The sequence below is a fragment of the Alcaligenes sp. RM2 genome (genome assembly GCF_052931795.1).
The window spans coordinates 1155862-1174725 of the sequence record NZ_JBRFIO010000001.1 but is presented as its reverse complement, the minus strand read 5'-3'; the positions used below and the strand labels follow the sequence as shown (position 1 = coordinate 1174725).

Here is an 18864-nt window from a genome sequence, read left to right as displayed (position 1 = left end):
CCCAAGCTGATTTCATGGATTGTGGCTTATTTGTTGAAATGCTAATGAGAATTGTTAGTATTTCGATATTTATGTTTTAAATCGAAGATGAAGTCGCTATGATGGTTTGTACAGCATCCATGCCTTTGCAAGAGCCGTTTTACGGCTCTTTGCGTCTGTATCAGGCAAACCTGGATTGCGTAATTTTCTGGGGGCGCACGGCTATGAAACCGAAAACAAGCCACTACTTTTCACCCAATAAGGGAAGCTCGCCTAACTGGCGCCAACACCTGCGCCTGTGGGTTGGACTCATCATCTCCATGGGGGGCGTCTGGGCGCTCTGTCATCAGTTCTGGCTGTACGCACAAGATCACCCGGTGGTCTTGCAGGCCCTGGTGGGCGGCTCCATCGCGGCACTGGCCACAGCACTGGGCACCGTGCCCGTCATGTTTTCTCAAACCATGTCGCAGCGTACGCAAGATACGCTGTATGGCTTTGGGGCGGGGGTGATGCTGGCCGCTTGTGCTTTCTCGCTGGTTCTGCCGGGTCTGGAAGCGGCACAGAACCAGCAAGTGTTTGGCGGTGGTGCCTGGGGCGCGGGCTCCGCCGTGGGCCTGTCCATCTTGTTGGGGGCTGCAGCCTTGATGCTGCTTGATCGCATCCTGCCGCACGAACACTTCATCAAAGGGCGTGAAGGTCCTGGCAGTACGACGTCCACCAAGCTGCGCCGTACCTGGCTGTTTGTGATCGCCATTACGCTGCACAACTTCCCGGAAGGTCTGGCCATTGGCGTGGGCTATGTGGGCAATGAAGGGGTGCGTGCCAATGCGTTGGCTACGGGTATTGCCATTCAGGACGTGCCTGAAGGTTTGGTGGTGGCACTGGCCTTGCTGGCTGCCGGTTACAGCCGTACTTTCTCCGTCGTTTTGGGCATGGCCAGTGGCTTGGTTGAGCCGGTCGGGGCGGTGCTGGGTGCGGTGGCCGTCAGCAGCTCGCTGGTGCTTCTGCCTTTTGGTCTGGGCTTTGCAGCGGGTGCCATGCTGTTTGTCATCAGCCACGAGATCATTCCCGAATCGCACCGGCAAGGACATGAAACCTTTGCAACCGGCGGTTTGATGATCGGTTTTGTCTTGATGATGTTGCTGGATACGGCCTTGGGATAAGCAAGTCCACGCGGAGAAATAGCCTGAACAAGCTTGTCTTGTTTCAGGCTATTTTTTTGGCTTTGGCTTTGGCTTTGGCTTTGGCTGTAGATCCGCGCATGAATGCCTGGCAAGATTGTTCCCGACAAGGTTTTTGCTTTATTTCTGCTGAACCCTGCATGGTCACGGCGCAGCAAGCAGCCCAAACATCAGTTAATAAAGACCTATACTAAGGCGCCTGTTTGGGGCAGCCCCGAACTTATTTTTTTATCTCGCCTCGGCAAAGCATCTTGTATCTGTCCAGGCGCTTCTTTGGCAGTGATTTCCAGCATGCTACGCATAGACAATCTCAGTAAAAACTATGGCGACTACCCCGTTTTCAAGGGGCTGACTCATACATTTAAGCCTGGCTGCGTGGCGCTCTGTGAAGAAGACAGTACCGGCAAATCTACCTTGCTGAACATCATTGCAGGCTTGCTCGAGCCGGACACGGGGGAAGTGTGGATAGATGGGCAGTCGCTAATGAAAACACCCCGACAAGCCCGCGCTCGTATGGCTTATGTACCCGACAACTGCATGCTGTTTCCGTCCCAGACGGGCCGTGAACTGCTGGCGCAAATCGCCGCAGAAAAGAACACCCGCGTGGATGATAATGCGCTGGATTTCGCCTACCGATTAGGGTTGGAGCCACACTTGGATAAGCGCTTCGAGCAGATGTCGACAGGCACGCGCCGCAAGGTTTTTCTGACGGCGGCGGCTTTGGGTGACCCGGCTGTGATTCTTGCCGATGGCCCTAGCAATGGCCTGGATACGCAAGCTCGTGCTGCTTTGGCTGAACAATTCGAGATCTGGTCACAAGACCGTGTTGTGCTGTTCGCTAGCTACGATGCCGAATTGGTTGAGGCTTGTGGAGCAGAAGTAATCAATGTTGCCGAGTTAGTTTAGGTCTTGGGTGTGGCCGCCATCTATAAGTAAATCAGCTTTAAGAAAGAGGCAGAGAACGCTTTGGAAAAAGAGCGTCCTCTGCCTCTTTTGCCGTGAGTGTTCCCTGATCAGCCCATAAATTCGGCAATCCTACGGATTCTTTCCGCCGTTCAGATCCCTACTATGGTTCTGCCAAACAAACCAAAAGAAAGGAGACGACATGGCAACAGGATATATTTGGAACACTCTTTACGGCTGGGTAGATACGGGGACGGGCAGTCTTGCCTCGGCCAATCTGGGGGCCCGTTTACAACCGATCAGCCACCACTTGGCCCATCCCGATACGAAGCGCCGCTTTCACGAGCTGGTTTGCGCCTCCGGGCAAATTGATCATCTGACTAGCATCCAGGCCAAGCCTGCACGCGACAAGGATATTTTGCGTGTGCATACGGCAGAGCATCTGGAAAACATGAAGCGTGTCAGTGCCTTGCCAACCGGCGGCGACACCGGCGACGGCATCACCACCATGGGTAATGGCGGCCTTGAAATTGCCATGCTTTCTGCCGGTGGCGCCATTGAGATGGTCAAGAAAGTGGTCAGTCGTGAAGTCAGTAATGGCTACGCACTGGTAAACCCACCCGGCCACCACGCACCCCGTGCTGGTGCGATGGGTTTTTGCATTTTTAATAACACCTCGGTGGCCGCGGCGTATGCCCGTGAGGAGCTGGGCCTGGATCGTGTCGCGATTCTGGATTGGGACGTGCATCACGGTAATGGTACGCAGGATATCTGGTGGAATGACCCTTCGGTTCTGACCATTTCCCTGCACCAGCATCTATGCTTCCCGGCCAATAGCGGTTTTACGACTGAGCGCGGCGAGGGCGAAGGCTTGGGCTACAACCTGAATATCCCATTGCCTCCCGGTGGTGGGAATGCCGCTTACCTCTATGCCATGGAAAAAGTGGTGTTGCCTGCGCTGCGCGCCTATAAACCGCAGCTGATTATCGTGGGCTCGGGCTTTGATGCCAGCATGATGGACCCGCTGGCACGCATGATGGTGACGGCTTCCGGTTTCCGTCAGATGGCGCGTCAAATTATCGACTGCGCCGAGGAAGTGTGCGAAGGTCGTATCGCTTTTGTGCAGGAAGGGGGGTACAGCCCGCATTACTTGCCATTCTGTGGTCAGGCTGTCATCGAGGAGCTGACCGGTGTACGTACGCTGGCTGATCCTTACGCGGACTTTCTGGGCGGGATGGGCGGCGATACCCTACTGGACGCGGAACGTGCTTGCGTGGACGAAGCAGCAGGCTTGTTGAGCGGTCTACGCTAATACGCCGTGATGTTCATGGCTTGAACGCTACCCCGGAGTCTGCCGTTCAGTGGCAGAGTCCGGGCACGGCAGCCAGGATAGCGCCATGTGCATCCGGCACATACCAGTGATTCAGAGCCGCTTTAACAGCGGCTTCTGTGCGTCTGGTAATGCCCAGCTTGCGCAGCACGGACGTGACATGCGAATGCACAGTGCGTTCGCTTAAAAACAGACTGGCCGCAATTTCCCGGTCGGTATAGCCCGTTACCAGCCAGCCCAGTACTTGCATTTCCTTGGCACTGAGCGTGGCGGGCAAGGGAGCGGGCACCAGTCGAACCAGAACATCTCCCTTGGGAAAACGCTGCGCTTGCAGTCGATAGCTTCGTTTGCCTTCCAACCAGAACGCTTGCAAGGTCGAGGTCTCCTGACCCATGAAGGACAAGGCTTTAGCCAGTGCGGGGCTGAATTGGGAGGCATTGGAGAGCATGTCTTCACGCATGATCAGGCCGCCTGCCTGTGGCACCAAATGCAAGACGATGCCGTTTTGCGCGACCATGTTTTGCATGGCCTCTTCCAGCAGGATTTTTGCGCCCAGCGCCAGCGTGCGGACGTGACGATTGAAGCTGCCGGCCTGTTGGGAAGAAAAGTGAATCATCCCCAGATAGGAATCCCCGCGCTGCAGTTCTACCGTCATGCCATCCTGAAATCCACCACGCAGCAGAGCATCGGTATAGATAGCAGTGCTGCGAAAAGGAGGGTCCATGGTGTCCGAGCACTCGGAAATGGAGGGGGGTAGCAAATCGTGGGGAGAGGCTTGCGCCGTAAATCCGGGTGGATAGATTTGCGGAAAGCCTGTCCCCAAGGCAGAGGCACAGTTCAGGTTATAGCCTTCACAATGCAATTCCAGATGCGTACGGCTTTGTGGTGCACAGCCCAGAAGCTGCACCGCATCGAAGTGAAACAGGGAGCGTAGGGATTGAATACGATCGCAGAGACTCAACATGTGGGGGCCTGGGATGTGTGTGGTAAGGGCGCTAACAATCAACATAGCGTTTGGTGATGCACTGCGCAATTGGGCCAAACCCAGGCGTGGATGCTGGACTGTGTAGGGATGTGCCCCTAAAGCCAAAACCCTCCGAAACTGGAGGGTTGCTTGGAAAGGCAACAAGCTAAAGTGCTTGTTGCTACCTGTCTCCGAGTAAGGCGACAGGGTTTGACGGGGCGTAAAACCGCTTTATTTAACGGCTTCCAGGTATCGTCTCAGCACTTCGGGCCAATTAATCACATTGAAAAAGGCCGCAATGTATTCAGGCCGACGATTCTGATACTTCAGGTAGTAGGCGTGTTCCCACACGTCCAGGCCCAGTATGGGCGTGTTGCCGTGCATCAGCGGGCTGTCCTGATTGCCGGTGCTCTCTACCACCAGCTTCTTTTCCGGGGTGACACTGAGCCAAGCCCAGCCACTACCAAAACGTGAGATCGCCGCTTTGGTAAAGGCATCCTTGAATGACTCGAAACCGCCCAGATCCCGGTCTATGGCATAAGCCAGATCGTTGGGAAGGGTGCTATCGGCATCGGGCGTCATGACGGTCCAAAACAAGCTGTGGTTGGCATGACCGCCACCATTGTTGCGCACGACATTGCGCAGGGATTCAGGCAAGGTATCCAGCCCGGCTACCAGCTCATCAATAGGCGGGTAGGGCAAGTTGGCCGCTTCCAGTGCCGCATTCAGATTATTGATATAGGTCTGATGATGTTTGCTGTAGTGAATCTCCATGGTCTGGGTGTCGATATGCGGCTCCAGAGCATGGTAGGCATAAGGCAGGGCAGGTAAGGTGTAAGACAAGACGCACTCCTCGATAAACCCCAGGCCGGTGGCGCCTGGGGGACAGAATGAAACTAATGAGAAAAAGAGCGTTCCTGCGGGCTGACCGCCCCTAAGAACAGGGCAGAGCAGGTAGGGACATGATGGGGGTAGCGTCGCGCATAGCGGGCCAGTTCGGCATAAGTGCGGCGGCTGTGTTGCCAGGCAGCCATGCGCCAGTCGTCCGCCAGACGAGTATTGGCAGCGGCGCAGCACAAGGTTTCATGAGCTGTGCACAGGTGCAGACCCTGTTCGTCACTTTGACCCAGTTGCTCGCAGGCATCGGCCAGATTCAAATGGGCAATGACCCAGGCGGCAATGGTGGCGTCGGCCCCTTCGCAAGAGCCAAACAGCAGCGGTTTCACATACGCACGAGCTTGCTGATAGTGCGTGATGGCATCGGTGTAATTGTGGGATTGAAAGGCCTGGTTGCCCTGTGTGATCAAATTGCGCCAGGAGGCCAGTTCGTCGCGTTGGGTAAGAGCGTGTTGGGACTGTTGGGCGAGTGTCTGCATGCATTGCTCCTGATAAAAGGTAGCGCATCAATAATGAAATTAATGATAATGATTTGCATTTATATTATCAAGATAATCCCAAAAGCAAATCGTAAGCAGATCAAACGTCAGGCAAAAAAGGAGGGGGAGCACTTCTTAAAGCCAATATCAGTGCGGCTTTGCGGGCAGGGTGAGCGTGCTTAGGTGTATACCCTGTAGCGTGAAGACTCTTGCCTCAGATCAAGGCCAGGATGGCCGCCAGGCAAGAAAAAAGGCTGAAAGCCCGGGAGCTTTCAGCCTTGATATCAGCTTGTCTGAATGGTCTTAACGACGTTTTACCGACAGCTCATATTCCATATCCTGGTCGTAACTGCCCAAGGACATGGCTTTGACTTCGTATTCGCCCGCTTCCAGCTGGACTTCCAGACGTGCGTTCATGTCGCCGCCGCTATCATCGTCTTCAGCAATGGTTTGACCGTCTTTACGCAGCACCAGGTAGGTATCGAAGATAGGCGAGGTCATGTCAATGACGTAGCTGCCAGGTTGACGTACGGTCAACTGGTAGCTGTCGCTGGTGATGCCTTGCAGCATCAGAGCCTGGCGAGGCTCACCCACACGGATGGTTCCGCCGCCGGCATTGGCAGGGACTTCATCAGCCGAGGCGGACAGGGCAAACAGACCAGCCTGGTTGGAGCCAGAAATCTTCACCTGGTGTTCGCCTGCAGCCAGTACGCCGCGGACGCGTTGTTGGCCGGCTTCATCACCGTATTGGTTGGCACTGGTGGAGTCTACTTCCATCGTGGCCTGGAAGCCCTGGGCGTCCATTTGCACGGTGACCAGTTTGGGTTCGGACAAGGTGAAGCTGTAGGTTTGGGTTTCACCCGTGAACAGGCCGGTTTTGCCATCGCCGTCCAGAGTCAGACTGTCGCCGTTTTTCAGCTCGATCTCGCCAGACATTTCTTCGGGTTTGATCTCCAGCGAGAAACCGCCCTGGAAGTTTTGTGCGCCCATGGCCGAGCTGGCCTGCACGATGTATTCGCCGGCTTTCAGGTACACCTGCAAGCGTGCATCGGTGCCGCCACCGCTGTCATCGTCCGAGGCCAATTCCATGCCGCGACGATCCATCAGCTTCAGATAGGCGTCCATGCTGTTTTGCTCGGCCTTCATGGCCAGGCTGTACAAGCCGTCCTTGTCGATATTCAAGCGGTAACGCTTCTGGCCGCCCAGTGCCCAGTCATGAATGGTCTGGTCTTGAGTCAAAGGCTCGCCGGTGTAGGCTTGCAGGGTATCGACGACGACCTGGAACGGACCGTAGGAACTGGTGTTGAAGCCGCTGACAACCACTTGGTAGGTATCGTTGAAATCCGCCTTGAAGCCCAGTGTGGTGGCCTGGCCTTTGGTTTCGCTATCGGGGCAGTCTTCGCAGCGCTGGGTACGGGTGACCAGTTCGCCGTTGCGCAGCACGCTGATTTGCGGGCGCAGGGGACCGCTCACGCTGATCTTGATGATCTGGCCGGCTTCAGCCTTCACATCAAACAGGCTGCTGCGTACGCCATCGCTCAGGTTCAAGAAGCTCTTGCTGGTCAATTCGCCGGAGACGGATTGGCCCAATACCAGGGTTTGAGCAGCACCTATGCTGCTGGGGGCGCTGCTGACCGGGCCGCTGGCCGGTACGGGTACGTTTTTGGCGTAATAAATCGCGCCACCGGCGCCGATGACGACGCCCAACAGGGCTGCAAATAAGGTAGTTGGCTTCATGATCTCTGAAGAGTAGCTAAAAGAATAAGGCACCGATAAGCCGGTGGCCGTTAGCGGGCGATTGTACTGGAGCTGAGAGAGCCAGCGCACACTGTTGCAACAAGATACTACGATATGGCCCTGGATTCCGGGTTTATGGTTGGGGCTTGGATCAATAACTGGATTCGTTTCCTGGCCCGGCTTTGTCTTGAAAGCCCGGCGCATGCCTGCGTACTTTGTTACGTTTTAAGCGGATGCTTCGCTCCTCAAGGCTGCACATAGTCTTGGCTGATGAAGGCAGGGGCCTCGCTAAAGGACTGTCCACCTCCTGGTGGTGGAGCCTGGGTCAATGCTACTTGCACCCATTTGCCGTGACGGCGTTCCAATAATCGATAGCGCTGCTCGGGACCAATCGGACGACTGGCCAGGTAAAGGGTGCCGTTTTGCTTGTACAGAACGGGCTGGGACGCGGATTGCTTGTCCACTTCCTGTTCCTGCCCTTGATCAAGTAGCACAATGGCACCACCCGGACTCTTTTGAATCGCCACAACAACCTGTTCTTTTTCGCCCAGGCTAAGAGCGGGCGTGCCTACGTAGTTCAAACCCAGATCTTGCGGATGAGACCAGCGTTGCTGGCTGTCTTGGCTCAGGCGCTGCAAGTGCTGGCTTTGGCGATCGCGCATATACAGCTCAATCTGACCGTGTGCATTCAGGATAGAAGCCAGTCCGCCGCTGATGGGAGGGACCGGAACCGCTTGCCAGGCCTGCCATGTCGAATCATTTTGCTGAGAGGTCTGGAAAAGCTGGCCTTGCAGATTGCTGGCAAATACATGGGCGCGTCCCTGTTTATCCAGGCTTAGAGTGGCGGGGTAGGCGGCCTGTTCCAGTGCAGGGAGGGCTTTCCAGGCACTCCAGCCGTAATCAGGCTGACGGGCGGCGCTCCAGTAAAAGCGGCCATCGGTACCCATGGCCAAAGCCTGGCTGTCACGGCGGCTGACCATCGGCGTGTGCAGTACGCGTGGGCCGGGTATTTTTTGCCAGGCCAACCAGTCATCCTCATCTGGGGCACGGCTGAACCAGACTTGCCCGCTTGCATCGCGTGCAAACAGGCCGGGGCTGCCGTCTGCATACTGGAAGGCGTTCAAGGCATCCGCTGTGCGTCCGCCCAGGGTGGTCCAGCGCTGTTCTTGCACATCCCATTGATTGATGGCGTCGTTTTGTTCACCCGAGACGAAAAAGCTGAGCCTGCCTTCCTTGTCACTTAACAGGCTGGCCGGATAGTCGGCACGGCTGGTGTAGTAACTACGTTGTACCCAGGCGGCGGCAGGACCAGCGGGTTCCTGGCACACAGCGGGGCCTTTGCAGGCGTGTTGATCATGCCAGGCGTAGCGCCGGAAAATCTCGGTTTTGCTGTGAATTTCATTCAAGGTCAGATTGCGGGCCTGTTCTTGAATCGGGTAGTCCACATAGCCAATTTGCGCGTAATTGCCGGGGGCGGCCAGCATGGCTTCCCGAACCAGTCGGGCGCTGGCGATATGGTCCGGGTGCCCGTGTCCGCTACAACGCCAGCACAGCTGGGTGTAAGGCACGGGACTGGTGTCATCCAGATAGCGAACGCTGGTAGGCCGATACAGTCGTATCAAGGCCGCCAGCGTTTGAACCAGCTGCTCGCGGTTCAATGTTTGTTGAGGACTATCCAGTGTTTGTACGGTTTGGCCGGGTACGGATTCTGCACGGCTCAAGGGAGTCAGGCTTCCCCAGCCGGGGCCCAGCCAAGGGTCTTGCAGACGCAAATGACTAAGCTGAATGCCCGGCCTGGCTCGCAAGGTAAATTGCGCGATCGAGGCACTGCCGACCATCAAGCGGGTTTGCTGCCATTCATTGACCAGCCCGGCCATATAGGCATAGGCGGCGCGCACACCTTGCTCGCGGCTGTACATATATTCCAGCCCGCCTTTGCGTTCACTGGCGGTCAGATACAGAACCTGCATGCAGCCACCTGCCTGGATATTGCTGGACAGGTCCGGGTTCATGAACAGCAGATCGTCATCCATATGGCCCACGACGACCAGATCCCGGCTGCCGTGACAAGCGTCGGCGGCCTGGGCAGAAAACGACAAGAGCAAAGCACACAGTCCGCCAAGCAGCCTGTGTTTCAGGGAAGGACCAGCCGAAAAGGCGAGATACATGAGGATGAGAGCGCGGAAAAAACAAGGATCAGAACGATCCGTCCCGCGTTGCTTGCAGAGGGTGCAAACAACGTGCCTGCTTAGTATAAGCAGGCACGGTCAGGCAGAAAATAAAGATAAACGGTGCCAGGGACTTTGCTTTTTAAAGTGTGGCGCCGACGCTGCGATCAGTTCAATCTGGGGCGAATCAACATGGGGGCAAACTGATGCAGGTAATTGAGCATGGCCAGAATCCAGCATAGGCCAGCCGCATGCAGCAAGGGCAGGCTCCAACTGCTTGGGATCAGGGCCAGCAAGCGCAAGACGCAGGCGGCAATCAGGAAACCGTAACCCAGCACCACTTTGGGTGTGGCACGCAAGGGGCGGCCTAAATGACCCAGGGCAGTACGGGTCAGCATGCCAATAATCATCACGCTGAAACCTGCCAGACCCACAATATGTACCGGCCAGGCTGCGCGCAGAATCCAGCCTGCCTCATACGCCGCAGCACTTAACAGACCCAGTGCCAGACCGGCATAGCCCAGGTACAGGATCCACAGCAGCGGCGTATTGCGGCTGGCCCAGGGTTTCCAGCGTACCCACTGGAAGCAGGCGATCAAGCCCAAAGCAGCCAGAACCAGGGCTAATGACAAACGCCAGGGGCTCAGCGACAAGGCAATGGCGATGGCACTCAAGCCCATTTGCCAATGGCCGCTACGAGTTTGAGCAGGCAGGCTCAGGCCCGGCAAGGCGCGCATGGCAAAGAAGGGGATGATGCGACGGGCAATCAGCAAGGTGATCAAGCCCATGGTCCAGAAGCCACTGTAGAAGTAGGGCATGGGGTCTTGCCCTTGCATCAGGCTGTACATGAACAGCGCATGGCTAAGACCCAAAGCCAGCATGGCGAGCGGAATACCGTAATTGCGCTTGTTGCGGGCGATCAGGATGACGCGCCCCAGTTCCGCTGCGGCAATGGCAAAAAAGAGGGCATCGAGCAGCAATGCCGCCATCATGCCATGGGGAAGTAGCAGGCTGAAGCGCGCCAGAATCCAGATCAGACACAAAGCCCCTAAAGAGGGGCCACGCAAGGTAGGTTGCCCCGTCCAGGTGGCGCTGGCAGTCAGCAAGAATCCCACGGCAATGGTGCCGATAAAGGCCCAGAGCATTTCATGGGCGTGCCAGTACAGGGAAGGGATGGCCGCATTGGCCAGCCATCCGGGCGTATAGAGCCAGAGCGCAATGCTGGCAGCGCCCCAAAGCGTGGCTAAAAGATAGAGGGGACGAAATCCCAGTTCCAGGAATGCGCGCCATTCTGGGCGGGTAGAGGCGGGGGAGGCAGTCAAAGGAGTCATGGCAGATCAGTTATAAGATTTATTTTAAATATATCTTAAAGGCCAAATAAAACATAGTCTCTTCAAGTGATGTTCAGCCTTATTCTTTGTCGCTCATATCCAGGGTGCTATCTATCATTTTGCGCAGCAGATAGACGATGGCCACGCGTTCTGCGGGGTTCAGATTGCCCATGGTCAGTTCGCTGATGGTATGGGCGCGAGGGATGACACGATCGAGCAGGTCCAGCCCTTCCTGGGTCAGCTCCACAATGACCTTGCGTCTGTCGTCCTTGTCCGGTGCCAGTTCAATCAGGTTGCGTGATTTCAGGCGCTGAATAATGCCCCGTATGGTGGCCTGGTCGACCGCCGTCGCTTCGACCAGCTCGGTTTGCGAGCTGGGTCCATGGTCGCGCAGAGCGCAGAGCGTCACGAACTGAATCGCAGTTAGTTGGCTGTCGCCCACGTAATGCTGAAAGATGGCCGTATGCCGCTGGCCCGCCTTGCGCAGCAGGTGGCCGATTTGTTCGGTGACATCGTAGGACAAGGTTTGAGGCTCAGAAACGGGGGAGGTAGGCTGCATAGTCTTTCTGTCTTGTTGTGGAATGGGCAGGCCAGTTAAAGAACAACTGAGCAAGTATACCTTCCTGAGGACCGGTTCACGTCTGATCCAGATCAGTTATTTCGCGTTTAAAGCATCTGTTATTTCAGGGTGTGCACCGCAATAAATGAGTCTACACACTGTTAAATCGGAAAATTAAATAAATTTGAGGTATGGATATTCAAGGCTCGTTTTTGTTTTTGATTTTTTAATTAACTTCTTGATATTATTGTTTTAATAGCTTGTTTAAAGCTTCTTTATGGGCTGTTTAAATCTCCTTTGGATAGGTGTAAACCCTAGCTCAATCACCTGTTTTCATGCTTAAACTTAGTGTGTACACTACTAAAAAACATGTGGTGAGCACTTTTGATGAGTGCCGTGATTTGGAGCTAACGATGGAAAAAACAGTCAAGATTGCGATTGTAGGGGCCGGTCTTGGCGGAGCCGCTGCGGCGACTCTGTTGCAGCAAGCTGGCTTTGAGGTAGAAGTATTTGAGCAGGCGCCAGAATTCTCGCGTTTGGGTGCCGGTATCCACGTGGGCCCCAACGTGATGAAGATTTTCCGCCGCATGGGTCTGGAAAAAGCGCTGGACGATATGGGTTCGCACCCGGATTTCTGGTTCAGTCGTGATGGCGAAACGGGTGACTACCTGTCCCGTATCCCTTTGGGTGAATTTGCCAAGAAAGAATACGGTGCGTCGTACATCACCGTGCACCGTGGCGATATGCACGCTTTGCAAATTGACAGCATCAAGCCGGGCACCGTGCACTTTGGCAAGCGGTTGCAAAATCTGGTGGACCGTGGTGACGACGTTTTGCTGGAATTTGCCGATGGCACCAGCGTAACGGCTGACATTGTGATTGGTGCCGATGGCATCCACTCCAAGATCCGTGAAACCCTGCTGGGTGTAGAAGACCCGATTTACAGCGGCTGGGTGGCACACCGTGCCCTGATCCGTGGCGAAAACCTGGCTCGCTTTGCCGACGAGTTCGAGGACTGTGTGAAATGGTGGACAGACGACCGTCACATGATGGTGTACTACACCACTGGCAAACGTGATGAATACTATTTTGTGACTGGCGTGCCACATCCTGCCTGGGATTTCCAGGGTGCGTACGTAGACAGCTCGCAAGAAGAGATGCTGGCCGCATTTGAAGGCTATCATTCCACGGTTCAGAATCTGATCAAATCGACTGAAAGCATTACCAAGTGGCCATTGCGTAACCGTAATCCGCTGCCTTTGTGGAGCCGTGGTCGTTTGGTCATGTTGGGCGATGCATGTCACCCCATGAAGCCTCACATGGCTCAAGGGGCTTGCATGGCGATTGAGGATGCCGCCATGTTGACGCGCTGCTTGCAAGAGACCGGCTTGTCGGATTTCCGTACGGCTTTCGATCTGTACGAGCTCAACCGCAAAGAGCGTGCGACTCGTGTTCAGTCTGTCTCCAACGCCAATACCTTCTTGCGTACGCAAGAGGATCCGGCCTGGGTTTACGGCTACGACCTGTACGGTCAGGACCTGAAGTCCAGCTAAGCAGTGCACGGTGCTGAGTCCGGGAGCGATCCGGGCTCAGCGCATCAATCTGATCGGGTCCCGCTGTGTCTGGCCTGCCTTTATAGATAAAGCAGGTATGTCCAGTCGGGAGTCACCGTTGATACATCATTCTTCATCTGTAAACGGTCTGCAGCCCAATGGGGGGAATGCGGACGCGTTCAGGGCCCTGCTGTGTTCTGTCAGGCGCTGTTCTTAGGCAGTTTTCTGGTTCACCAGGCATACCAATAATTATCTGGAGATATACAAGGTGCATTCATCCATCCAAAGTCCCACGGCTGTGCCTGCAGGTCGGGACGGAAACGGAGATCTCTATAAGAAGATCGTCTGGCGTCTGATCCCCTTTCTGTGCTTTTGTTATTTGGCTGCTTATCTGGACCGCATCAACGTGGGTTTTGCCAAGCTGCAGATGCTCGATCATTTGCAGTGGAGTGAAACGGCTTACGGTCTGGGTGCTGGCCTGTTCTTTCTGGGCTACATCCTGTTTGAGGTACCCAGCAACCTGATTCTGGAACGTGTGGGTGCCAAGCTGTGGATTGCCCGCATCATGATCACCTGGGGTCTGCTCTCTGGCCTGACCATGTTTGTCACCTCGCCGACGCAGTTCTACATTCTGCGTTTTGTGCTGGGTGCGGCAGAAGCCGGTTTCCTGCCTGGTGTGTTGTATTACCTGACCCTTTGGTTTCCTACGTACCGACGCGGCAAGATCATTGCCTTGTTCATGATTGGCCTGCCTTTGTCCAGCGTGATTGGTGGTCCTTTGTCCGGCTGGATTATTGGTCACTTTGATCACATGAACGGTTGGCGTGGTTGGCAGTGGCTGTTCCTTCTGGAGGCGATTCCTAGCGTGCTGCTCGGTTTCCTGACTTTCTGGGCCTTGCCAAACAACTATCAGTCTGCGAAATGGCTGAGTAATGACGAAAAATCTCGTCTGGCCGCTGACCTGGCTGCCGACGATGCCGAAGGCAAGGGCGTCAAGCACAGCTTTAAAGATGGTTTCTTCAACCTGAAAGTGTGGATGCTGGGCGGGATCGACTTCTCTATTCTATTGGGCACCTACTCCATCAGTTTCTGGATGCCGTCCTTTATCCGTGCGGCGGGTGTGCAGGATCCTTTCCAGATTGGCCTGATGACGGCGATTCCATCGATAGCCGGTGTGGTGGGCATGCTGATGATTGGTGCCAGCTCGGACCGCTGCCGTGAACGCCGTTGGCACTTGATCGTGCCGCTGACCATCGGTGCAATTGCGCTGGTTGCCAGTACCTTTGTGGCGCATCACGCCTGGTTGACCGTTCTGGCCTTCACCGTGGCTTCGGCTGTGATTATGGGTGCGGTACCTGTGTTCTTCAGCTTGCCAGCAACCTTCCTGAAAGGCACCGCCGCGGCAACCGGTTTTGCTCTGGCTTGCTCGCTGGCCAATATCGCCGGTCTGGTCAGTAACTCTCTGATTGGTTGGGTGACCGATCTGACAGGTTCGGGCAGCGCCGCTCTGTGGCTGTTTGCCGGTAGCTTGATGGTGAGCTGCTTGCTGGCTTTCGCCTTGCCAGCCAAACAGGTGAACCGCTAAGTTGCTGTTTGCTCCTGTCGTCTGAAACACAAAAACATACCCGGCTGTTAGCCGGGTATGTTTTTTTATGGTTGCGGCGTCTTGGGTACGCCGCTTTGCCGAACCACGGTGTCAGGCTTGTGACCGAACACCAATCAGGTTCAGGCAGTAACTTTGCTGCCCTGTTGCAACCAGGCTTGCAAATCAACAGTTTCGTACAAAACCTGTGCGCTTAGAACACGTATGCCGTGCGGGCCGCTATCCAGAATGCGGTGTTCGCCTTTGGCTTGTTGCAGTTCCAGTTCGCTGTCAGGCAGCGTCATCAGGTGGCGGGCCACGGTAAACAGCTGCTCGGGTGGGCAGCACGGGCTGGACTCAAAGTGTCCGATTTCTTTACCGTTTTGGCGGATGATCAGGCGTAGTGGATTCATGATGTTGTTGCCGTATCGGAGACGGGCCAGTAAAAGTTATTGGGCGTGGCGCGTGCACCAAAAATGGCTTGTCCAACGCGCACAATCGTGGAGCCTTCGGAAATAGCGACTTCATAGTCACCCGACATACCCATGGACAGCTCACGGATGTTTTCCGCGTGGGCAATGTCATTGCGCAATTGATCGCGCAAATTGCGCAGCAGGGCAAAACAAGGCCGTACCCGTTCCGGGTCAGCGTCCATCAAGGCCAAGGTCATCAGGCCTTTGACTTTCAAAGCAGAAAACTGTGGTAATTCGCGCACAAAAGCATGGACTTCTTCCGGGGGTAAACCGAACTTGCTGTCCTCGTTGGAGGTGTTTACCTGCACGAAAACGTCCAGACTGCGGCCTTCAATTTGCAAGCGGCGGTCCAGGGCTTCTGCGGTCTTGAGCTTGTCCAGTGCATGAAATTCAGAAGCAAAGCGTGCAACGGACTTGGCTTTATTGCTTTGCAGGTGTCCAATAACAGCCCATTCCAAATCCGGTAGTTCTTCGCGCAGGGCTTCGTACTTGCCTTCGGCTTCCTGCACCTTGTTCTCGCCCAGCAGGCGACAACCGGCCTGATAAGCCAGGCGGATGCGGTCAATTCCGAAGGTTTTGCTGACGGTGAGCAAACGTACATCGCCAGCGGCACGCCCGTAGCGCACGCAGGCGGCATCAATTCGTTGTTGTACCAGGGCAATGCGTTCCCGAAATGCCTCTACACTGGTGGAGGTGGGATAATGCTCGGTGTGAAGTAGATCAGGGGCGGATTCGGACATGGCGCACCAGTAAGGAAGAAAAAAAAGATAAACTCGACCCTGCGGGTCGCGCATAAACCATTATGTCATAGGTCAAAATGAATATCCAGGGAAGCAATGCGAAGGAACTTTTCGATGATATCCGACAGCAAGTGGCACTGGGGCGAATCGCTCCGGGCCAGATTTTGCCGCCGGTACGCGAACTGGCTCAAACACTGGGCTTGAACCGCAATACGGTTGCCCTGGCATACAAGCGCCTGGTCTCGGCCGGGGTGGCCGATGCACAAGGCCGTCGCGGTACAAGGATTCGTGAAGCGATCCGGGAGCTGGCGCGGGAAGGGCATGGGGCCAGCTCGGCCTTGCAGGATCTGGCCAGTGGCAATCCGGCGCCGGGCTATTTGCCTGCACCTACCCAATTGATAGCCGGGGTGCGCGGTCAAACCCAGGCTTTGTACGGCGCCGATCCGTTGGTGCCCGAATTGCGCGCCGTATGTCAGCAGGTGTTCCATAAAGACACCCCCCCCGATACCGATTACCACGTCAGTTACGGCGCAGTCGACGCGATCGAGCGCTTGCTGCAAGCCTTTTTGCTGGCGGGCGATAAGGTCGGGATCGAAGATCCCGGCTACCTGAACAGCATCAACTCCGTGCATACGCTGGGCTACAAGCCAGTGGGTATTGCTGTTGATAGTGAAGGGATTGTGCCGGCCTCGCTGGAAGCGGCTTTGGAAGATGGTCTGCGCGCCTTGATTCTGACCCCGCGTGCGCACAACCCTACGGGATGTTCGCTAAGCCGTGCCCGTGCCAAGCAGATCGAGCAAATTCTGAAGCAGTATCCCGAATTGTTGCTGATGATTGACGACCACTTCTGGATGCTGGCCAGCAGCCCTTATCGAAATGTGATTCCTGCCGACCATTTGCGCTGGGCCTTGATCCGTTCGGTGTCCAAAGGCCTGGGCCCGGATTTGCGCGTGGCTCTGGTCGCGTCAGACCTGCAAACCAGCGAGCGCTTGTCGCAACGTCTGGCTTCGGGGGCTCAATGGGTCAGCCATCTGTTGCAGCAAATGGTGGTTCATGGGCTGACCGATGCCGACATCAAGGCGCAGACTCGTGTTGCACAAGCCGCTTACGTACAGGCTCGCGCCGATCTGATGCAAGCCCTGAAAAAGCAGGGCATTCCTTTTTGGGATAGCGAGGAAGGCTTCAATCTGTGGATTCCGCTGGATCGGGAAGCCGAGCCGGTACTGGCAGGCTTGGCCGCACGTGGCTGGCTGGTTCGATCCGGCCAAGTCTTTGGGGTGAGCAATCCCGCTCAAGGCTTGCGTGTCAGTTTTGCGAATCTGAATGCCAAAGACGCTCAACGCTTTGCAAGCGATTTGGCTCAAGTTCTGCAAGAACGCTATTAGTCACTATCTTGCTGCTTCTAGCGGAGTAGCAAGATAGTGAACTCTCTTACGCGCCCATCCAGATAGTTAATAGGGGCGCTATTTTTATGGGCGCGAGATGCTTATTTGGCGGGACGATTGCTGATCCACTGCACCGCCAGCACACTGCCCATCACCAGAATAATGCCCAGCAGGCTGGAGCCTGTCATGGCCTGACCCAAAATCAGCCACCCCAGAATTACAGCGGTCAAAGGGCTAAGCAGACCCAGCGAAGACACGGCCACAGAGGGTAAAACGGCAATCCCGCGGAACCACAGGGTATAGGCCAGGAGTGCACCGACCAGACACAGGTAGAGATAGCCACCGATTTGCACGCCGCTCAAGGAACTGTCCAGCGGTGGGTCCAGCCACAAGGCCAGAGGGGCCAGCATCAGTCCACCCAGCATCAACTGCCAGGCCGTGAAGGCCAGAATGGGCATGCCACTGCGCCAGCGATGCGACAGGTACGTGCCCAAGGCCATGCACAGGGCCCCGACAATGGCCGCGACCATGCCCCAGGTATCCCATTGGCTCTCTGGCGATAGCAGCAAAATACCCATGCCGATAATACCGATCACGCAGGCGACCAGTGCCATGGTCACTGGACGTTTGCCTTCCAAAGCCCAGGCCAGGCCAATCACCACCAAGGGTTGAGCCGCACCCACAACGGCAGCCAATCCACCCGGCAGACGGTAGGCCGCAACGAATAGCAAGGCTTGAAATGCCCCGATGTTCAAGGCTGCCAGAATCAGTGTCTTGCCCCAGTCGCCTGGGGCGGGCATGCGTCGGCTCCACAAGAGCAGCATCACGCCAGCGGGAAAGCAGCGCAAAAAGGCCGCGATAAAAGGGCGGTCGGGGGGCAGAATTTCTGTGGTCACAATGTAAGTGGAACCCCAGATGGCGGGGCCTAGTGCGGTCAAGGCCGTCACCAGCCAAAGAGAAAGTCGGTTCATGATGAAAGTATCTTGATGTCGAGATAAATGCCAGTGTAGGGATGATTTATCTTAATATCAAGATAAATATCGAAATCGAGAAATCATGAGCGAAGAACACGACGCGGTAGACCTGATCATTAATCAATGGCGCGAGCAGCGGCCAGACTTGCAGAACCTGGACGCCATGGCCTTGCTGGGCCGCATGACACGCTGCTTTCAACTGGTCCAAAAACAAATGAGCGAGAACTTCAGGCGTCACGGCCTGCAGCTGGGCGAATTTGATGTGCTGGCCAGTCTGCGCCGCTCCGGCCCGCCGTATACCTTGGCGCCTACCGCCTTGTTTTCCACCTTGATGGTTAGCTCCGGCACCATGACGCATCGCTTGCAGGGCCTGGAAAAGCAGGGCTTGATCGAACGCATTGCTGACCCGGAAGACGCCCGCCGTATTCTGGTGCGTTTGAGCCCTGCGGGTCTGGCCTGTGTGGATGCGGTCGTGGTGGATCATTTGGCCAATGAAGAAAATTTGTTGGAAGGGCTGGATGCCATGCAGCGCCAGAACCTGAATACCTTGTTACGGGACTGGATGCGCTTGTTGGAGTCGCGCCCGGCTTGAAGGAGTGCTAAAGTAGCTGGATATATACACAGCCTGC

General features: G+C 55.7%; 17 protein-coding genes. 7 read left to right on the top strand and 10 right to left on the bottom strand.

Annotated elements, in window-relative coordinates; genetic code table 11:
* Positions 1 to 299 precede the first annotated feature (299 nt).
* From ACU6HM_RS05435 to ACU6HM_RS05425, 3 genes are all read left to right on the top strand, one after another.
* Positions 300 to 1142 (top strand): ZIP family metal transporter, encoded by an 843-nt coding sequence (locus ACU6HM_RS05435; protein ID WP_371477530.1) that lies wholly within the window; start codon positions 300 to 302, stop codon positions 1140 to 1142.
* A 309-nt stretch (positions 1143 to 1451) separates the two neighbouring features.
* Positions 1452 to 2066 carry an ATP-binding cassette domain-containing protein gene (locus tag ACU6HM_RS05430; protein ID WP_060186075.1) on the top strand — a complete coding sequence of 205 codons (615 nt, stop codon included), beginning with the start codon at positions 1452 to 1454 and terminating at the stop codon, positions 2064 to 2066.
* Positions 2067 to 2265: 199 nt separating this feature from the next.
* Positions 2266 to 3375, top strand: coding sequence for a class II histone deacetylase (locus ACU6HM_RS05425; protein WP_009454546.1), 1110 nt, complete (start codon positions 2266 to 2268; stop codon positions 3373 to 3375).
* Positions 3376 to 3421: 46 nt separating this feature from the next.
* Here ACU6HM_RS05425 and ACU6HM_RS05420 read toward each other — a convergent pair whose 3' ends face one another.
* From ACU6HM_RS05420 to ACU6HM_RS05390, 7 genes are all read right to left on the bottom strand, one after another.
* The gene (locus tag ACU6HM_RS05420; RefSeq protein WP_302356586.1) at positions 3422 to 4357 is read right to left on the bottom strand and encodes a helix-turn-helix domain-containing protein; all 936 of its coding nucleotides are present in this window, start codon (positions 4355 to 4357) and stop codon (positions 3422 to 3424) included.
* Positions 4358 to 4588: 231 nt separating this feature from the next.
* Positions 4589 to 5200: a superoxide dismutase gene (locus tag ACU6HM_RS05415; protein WP_035267933.1), complete on the bottom strand. Its 612-nt coding sequence runs from the start codon at positions 5198 to 5200 to the stop codon at positions 4589 to 4591.
* Positions 5201 to 5253: 53 nt separating this feature from the next.
* Positions 5254 to 5733, bottom strand: a complete 480-nt coding sequence (locus ACU6HM_RS05410; protein WP_021446677.1) for a hypothetical protein — start codon at positions 5731 to 5733, stop codon at positions 5254 to 5256.
* 303 nt (positions 5734 to 6036) lie between these two features.
* Positions 6037 to 7470, bottom strand: coding sequence for a hypothetical protein (locus ACU6HM_RS05405; protein WP_446763428.1), 1434 nt, complete (start codon positions 7468 to 7470; stop codon positions 6037 to 6039).
* A 245-nt stretch (positions 7471 to 7715) separates the two neighbouring features.
* Positions 7716 to 9638: a PIG-L family deacetylase gene (locus ACU6HM_RS05400; RefSeq protein WP_446763427.1), complete on the bottom strand. Its 1923-nt coding sequence runs from the start codon at positions 9636 to 9638 to the stop codon at positions 7716 to 7718.
* A 167-nt stretch (positions 9639 to 9805) separates the two neighbouring features.
* A complete protein-coding gene (locus ACU6HM_RS05395) occupies positions 9806 to 10969 on the bottom strand; it encodes an NnrS family protein (protein ID WP_257113357.1) in 1164 nt (387 codons plus the stop codon).
* A 79-nt stretch (positions 10970 to 11048) separates the two neighbouring features.
* Entirely contained in the window at positions 11049 to 11528 is a 480-nt protein-coding gene (locus ACU6HM_RS05390) for a MarR family winged helix-turn-helix transcriptional regulator (protein ID WP_009454533.1), read from the bottom strand.
* A 413-nt stretch (positions 11529 to 11941) separates the two neighbouring features.
* Here ACU6HM_RS05390 and ACU6HM_RS05385 point away from each other — a divergent pair, with 413 nt between their 5' ends.
* Together ACU6HM_RS05385 and ACU6HM_RS05380 are read left to right on the top strand one after the other, a co-directional pair.
* Positions 11942 to 13081: an FAD-dependent monooxygenase gene (locus tag ACU6HM_RS05385; protein WP_009454531.1), complete on the top strand. Its 1140-nt coding sequence runs from the start codon at positions 11942 to 11944 to the stop codon at positions 13079 to 13081.
* A 268-nt stretch (positions 13082 to 13349) separates the two neighbouring features.
* Positions 13350 to 14666 carry an MFS transporter gene (locus ACU6HM_RS05380; protein WP_446763426.1) on the top strand — a complete coding sequence of 439 codons (1317 nt, stop codon included), beginning with the start codon at positions 13350 to 13352 and terminating at the stop codon, positions 14664 to 14666.
* A gap of 140 nt (positions 14667 to 14806) precedes the next feature.
* Here the strand turns inward: ACU6HM_RS05380 and ACU6HM_RS05375 are convergent, their stop codons facing one another.
* Positions 14807 to 15076, bottom strand: a complete 270-nt coding sequence (locus ACU6HM_RS05375; RefSeq protein ID WP_009454527.1) for a hypothetical protein — start codon at positions 15074 to 15076, stop codon at positions 14807 to 14809.
* Positions 15073 to 15876: a YggS family pyridoxal phosphate-dependent enzyme gene (locus ACU6HM_RS05370; protein WP_009454526.1), complete on the bottom strand. Its 804-nt coding sequence runs from the start codon at positions 15874 to 15876 to the stop codon at positions 15073 to 15075. Before ACU6HM_RS05370 ends, ACU6HM_RS05375 begins: the two co-directional genes overlap by 4 nt.
* Positions 15877 to 15953: 77 nt before the next feature.
* On the opposite strand from ACU6HM_RS05370, the gene ACU6HM_RS05365 reads away from it, so the two are divergent.
* A complete protein-coding gene (locus ACU6HM_RS05365) occupies positions 15954 to 17261 on the top strand; it encodes an aminotransferase class I/II-fold pyridoxal phosphate-dependent enzyme (protein ID WP_021446672.1) in 1308 nt (435 codons plus the stop codon).
* Between the two features lie 101 nt (positions 17262 to 17362).
* Here ACU6HM_RS05365 and ACU6HM_RS05360 read toward each other — a convergent pair whose 3' ends face one another.
* Positions 17363 to 18232: a DMT family transporter gene (locus ACU6HM_RS05360; protein WP_083053673.1), complete on the bottom strand. Its 870-nt coding sequence runs from the start codon at positions 18230 to 18232 to the stop codon at positions 17363 to 17365.
* 85 nt (positions 18233 to 18317) lie between these two features.
* Between ACU6HM_RS05360 and ACU6HM_RS05355 the strand changes: the two genes are divergently transcribed.
* Positions 18318 to 18827 carry a MarR family winged helix-turn-helix transcriptional regulator gene (locus ACU6HM_RS05355; protein ID WP_336972400.1) on the top strand — a complete coding sequence of 170 codons (510 nt, stop codon included), beginning with the start codon at positions 18318 to 18320 and terminating at the stop codon, positions 18825 to 18827.
* Positions 18828 to 18864 lie beyond the last annotated feature (37 nt).

Excerpts from the sequence above, each read along its gene's own strand:
- ACU6HM_RS05385 (WP_009454531.1), top strand. The coding sequence starts at position 11,942 with ATGGAAAAAACAGTCAAGATTGCGATTGTAGGGGCCGGTCTTGGCGGA.
- ACU6HM_RS05390 (WP_009454533.1), bottom strand. The coding sequence starts at position 11,528 with ATGCAGCCTACCTCCCCCGTTTCTGAGCCTCAAACCTTGTCCTACGAT.
- ACU6HM_RS05435 (WP_371477530.1), top strand. The coding sequence starts at position 300 with ATGGGGGGCGTCTGGGCGCTCTGTCATCAGTTCTGGCTGTACGCACAA.
- ACU6HM_RS05405 (WP_446763428.1), bottom strand. The coding sequence starts at position 7,470 with ATGAAGCCAACTACCTTATTTGCAGCCCTGTTGGGCGTCGTCATCGGC.
- ACU6HM_RS05375 (WP_009454527.1), bottom strand. The coding sequence starts at position 15,076 with ATGAATCCACTACGCCTGATCATCCGCCAAAACGGTAAAGAAATCGGA.
- ACU6HM_RS05430 (WP_060186075.1), top strand. The coding sequence starts at position 1,452 with ATGCTACGCATAGACAATCTCAGTAAAAACTATGGCGACTACCCCGTT.
- ACU6HM_RS05400 (WP_446763427.1), bottom strand. The coding sequence starts at position 9,638 with ATGTATCTCGCCTTTTCGGCTGGTCCTTCCCTGAAACACAGGCTGCTT.
- ACU6HM_RS05355 (WP_336972400.1), top strand. The coding sequence starts at position 18,318 with ATGAGCGAAGAACACGACGCGGTAGACCTGATCATTAATCAATGGCGC.
- ACU6HM_RS05425 (WP_009454546.1), top strand. The coding sequence starts at position 2,266 with ATGGCAACAGGATATATTTGGAACACTCTTTACGGCTGGGTAGATACG.
- ACU6HM_RS05360 (WP_083053673.1), bottom strand. The coding sequence starts at position 18,232 with ATGAACCGACTTTCTCTTTGGCTGGTGACGGCCTTGACCGCACTAGGC.
- ACU6HM_RS05420 (WP_302356586.1), bottom strand. The coding sequence starts at position 4,357 with ATGTTGAGTCTCTGCGATCGTATTCAATCCCTACGCTCCCTGTTTCAC.
- ACU6HM_RS05370 (WP_009454526.1), bottom strand. The coding sequence starts at position 15,876 with ATGTCCGAATCCGCCCCTGATCTACTTCACACCGAGCATTATCCCACC.
- ACU6HM_RS05395 (WP_257113357.1), bottom strand. The coding sequence starts at position 10,969 with ATGACTCCTTTGACTGCCTCCCCCGCCTCTACCCGCCCAGAATGGCGC.
- ACU6HM_RS05410 (WP_021446677.1), bottom strand. The coding sequence starts at position 5,733 with ATGCAGACACTCGCCCAACAGTCCCAACACGCTCTTACCCAACGCGAC.
- ACU6HM_RS05365 (WP_021446672.1), top strand. The coding sequence starts at position 15,954 with ATGAATATCCAGGGAAGCAATGCGAAGGAACTTTTCGATGATATCCGA.